Consider the following 3,205-nt stretch of genomic DNA (forward strand, 5'->3'; position numbering starts at 1 on the left):
ATCGTCCCTGAAGGGTTCTTTACAAAGTTCGTTGGGTCGTATTTTGCCGCATCAAAAACGGCTTTCAAATCCAACTCCATTAGTTTTGTGTCTTTATCTGCTACTTGCTTGGCAAGCGTAGTTTTGCCCGTTTGCCGTGCACCCGATATGACGACAACACGACGTGTTTCAAGAGCTTTTTTTACGCTTTGGGCTTGCCAACGCGGATATTCAGACATCTCCATATTTGCCTCTTCTTTATTTTGTAATATGATAACATATTTTTCCGCAAAAAGTAAAGTAGGTTGTCCGCTATTATTAAAGTAGAACTCCCGCTATTTGCAAAATACGACCCAACGAACTTTGTAAAGAACCCTTCAGGGACGATGATGATTGATGAAATTCAGAAAGTGCCTGAGCTGATTACAGAGATAAAGCATGCTGTAGATAACGATAATCGTCCTGGGCAATACTTATTAACTGGTTCTGCAAACATAAGCTCTTTACCTAGTGTTTCAGAGAGCCTTGCTGGACGGGTTAAAAATATTCGCCTGCGTCCGCTGACGGTTGGAGAGATATTAAAGGTTCGTCCAACATTTTTAGAAAGGGCTTTTAAGGCAAACTTTTCATCACAAATAAAGGGGTATGACAAAAGCACAATTTTTGATTTGGCTTTTCGTGGCGGGTTTCCAGAGGCAGTGCGCTTGAGAACACCACAAGAGCGGAAAGATTGGCACAAGGATTACATTGATACATTGATAAATCGTGATTTGCAAGATATAGCAAACATAAAGAGGCAGGACGCTTTAAGGGAACTGATAAATATTTTGGCATCTTGGTCTGGAAAATTTATGGAAGTATCAAAAATATGCTCATTTATGGCGATAACAAAGCCAACTATAGAATCTTACATAAATGCTCTGGAGGCGATGTATTTGTTTGAGAAAGTGTCGCCTTGGACAAGAACTGATTATGACAGGGTTGGGCGCACCCCGAAAACGTATATGACAGATACGGGGCTTATGGCTTCTGTGCTTGGGTGGAACAAAAACGATATTATGCTTGATACGGATAAATCGGAAACTGACAGAGCTGGAAAATTGATGGAAACATTTGTGTTTCAAGAATTAACGGCACAGATTGGTGTGGACAATCAATATAATCTTTTTCAATACCGTGACCGTGAGAAACGTGAAATAGATTTCTTGATAGAGCGTGAAGACAAGGCATTGGTAGGCGTGGAAGTAAAATCTAGCGCACGCGTTTCCGCCGATGACTTTGCACCACAAAGATGGTTTGTTCGGAACATATTAAAAAATAAGAAACCTTACTTGGGAATTGTTTTATATTCTGGCGAAAACACGTTTTCGTTTGGGGAAAATATGCTTGCCGTTCCAATCGCCGCATTATGGGCAGAATGACTTCAACTTTTCAAACTCTTTCATATATTTTTGGTAGCCCTCTAATGACATAACCTTACCTCCTATGACATCATAATCTAGCAAAACTTTAAGCACTTGTCAAACGCTTTTAGACACTGGCAATGCTTATGCGCGTCTGCCCTGCCAGACAAGCTCGCCGACTAATGAACGCGTAAGCTCGGCTTTATCAACGCAACTGCTTGGAAAGCTACTGTTGTCAGCTTTTACAAATACATTATAGTCAGTTTGTAAGATAATCCTTTTGATTATCGTGTCTCCGCCCAACTTAAACATGTATATTCGTGCGTGTTTAATCTCCCGCCGCTTGGCAATCAGCAACAAATCGCCCGCCTTTATGGTCGGCTCCATACTCTCATCGGGCATAGTGTTAACAAATAACGCATCTGTCGCAACCCCCAGCCTGTTTATAAAGTCAACATTAAAAGCCACATCGGGCACATCTCCGCCCAAATATGGGATAGATACATAGCTGTCAACGGGTGCAACGTTTGCGGTGATTAACTGGTGTGGCGATATCCCCAACACACCAGCTGCTTTTTCTAGGAATGAGAGGGAGTCTGCCCCCAGTTTGATTTTCCTAAGCATATCAGACATATAGACGTTGCTGTAGCCCATCTGTTCGGCGAATTCGTTCTGCGTAATCCCCTGTCGCTTTAACTCCGCCCGTATATTGCCCAAGACAACGTCTAAAATAATCATATAGATTAAATATAGGGGCTGACATACTAAAACAACACTCAAAAAGATTAAAAATATACTTGACAAGCTACATTTAATAATCTATAAGATTATTTCAAGTTTATCAAAGGGGTGAGTTATGGGTGAACTACGAGACAAGAGCGGTGATTGGAATAGTTTAGAGCATGAGGTCACCGAGTGTAAAGATTGCGGTTTGCATAAGTCACGGACGAAAACGGTTTTTGGGGATGGCAACCGCAATGCAAAGTTGATGTTTATAGGCGAGGCTCCTGGGGCGGATGAGGATAAGGCAGGGTGTCCGTTTGTAGGCGATGCAGGTAAGCGACTGGACAAGATGATTATTGAGGATATGGGCTACAAACGAGAGGACGCATATATCGCCAATATTATCAAGTGTCGTCCACCTGATAATAGAAAGCCGATAGGTAGCGAAATAGCGCATTGCATAGGCTTTATTCGCAAACAAATTAGTCTAGTGTCGCCAGACGTAATTGTTTGTTTGGGCAAGGTAGCTACTAAAGCCATATTAGGCGATATGTTAAAGTTGCCTGACAATTTTAAGCTGGGCGATGTGCGCAATAAATCCAATGACTACAAGGACACGGCTACGGGTAAAACTATAAAGGTAATACCTACCTACCACCCATCCTATCTGTTGCGTTGTGAGTCTGTCATAGCAGGGGCAGAGGAAGACCTGCATTTAGCAGTGGCAGAGTTAGAAAAAACATCTAAGAACAAAGGGGGTTATAATCATGCCTAAAATTGCAAGCAAAACTAAGGAAATAAGAACGCCTGATACATATTTAGGGGATTTATTCGCATCAATCGGTTTGGGTGCCATTATCGGTTTCGTGGGCGTTTTTCTGGTTTCTGTCTTATTTTATAAAGTTTTTGGTTTTTCTTTATTTGATGCTGTTCAGGTTGCTTTTGGTTTTAACGACTCTTTGGTAATCATCCTGCTGATTAGCATCAGCATCCTGCTTTCTGTCCTTATTGCTAAGTGGTTTTTTAGCTCCATGAAGGAAAAGTCTCGTTGCGAGTCGTGCGGAGGACCTTGGGGTTATGAGCTAACTGAAAATAGGGTG

5 protein-coding genes are annotated in these 3,205 nt (G+C 41.8%); 3 read left to right on the plus strand and 2 right to left on the minus strand.

Going from position 1 to position 3,205, the window contains the following annotated elements:
- A partial coding sequence (locus AC1MDJ_RS07260; protein WP_479690259.1) for an AAA family ATPase occupies nt 1-224 on the minus strand: 224 nt, incomplete at its 3' end.
- A gap of 60 nt (nt 225-284) precedes the next feature.
- Between AC1MDJ_RS07260 and AC1MDJ_RS07265 the strand changes: the two genes are divergently transcribed.
- On the plus strand, nt 285-1,400 hold the full coding sequence (locus AC1MDJ_RS07265; RefSeq protein ID WP_479690260.1) for an ATP-binding protein: 1,116 nt from the start codon (nt 285-287) through the stop codon (nt 1,398-1,400).
- Nucleotides 1,401-1,526: 126 nt separating this feature from the next.
- On the opposite strand, the gene AC1MDJ_RS07270 is transcribed toward AC1MDJ_RS07265, so the two are convergent.
- A complete protein-coding gene (locus AC1MDJ_RS07270; protein ID WP_479690261.1) occupies nt 1,527-2,120 on the minus strand; it encodes an XRE family transcriptional regulator in 594 nt (197 codons plus the stop codon).
- A gap of 118 nt (nt 2,121-2,238) precedes the next feature.
- Here AC1MDJ_RS07270 and AC1MDJ_RS07275 point away from each other — a divergent pair, with 118 nt between their 5' ends.
- Together AC1MDJ_RS07275 and AC1MDJ_RS07280 are read left to right on the plus strand one after the other, a co-directional pair.
- Nucleotides 2,239-2,880 carry a uracil-DNA glycosylase gene (locus AC1MDJ_RS07275; protein ID WP_479690262.1) on the plus strand — a complete coding sequence of 214 codons (642 nt, stop codon included), beginning with the start codon at nt 2,239-2,241 and terminating at the stop codon, nt 2,878-2,880.
- Nucleotides 2,873-3,205, plus strand: a 333-nt coding sequence (locus tag AC1MDJ_RS07280) for a hypothetical protein (RefSeq protein ID WP_479690263.1), incomplete at its 3' end; no start/stop codon positions are given. The genes AC1MDJ_RS07275 and AC1MDJ_RS07280, both read left to right, overlap by 8 nt.

The sequence above is a fragment of the Candidatus Termitispirillum reticulitermitis genome, from assembly GCF_054655775.1.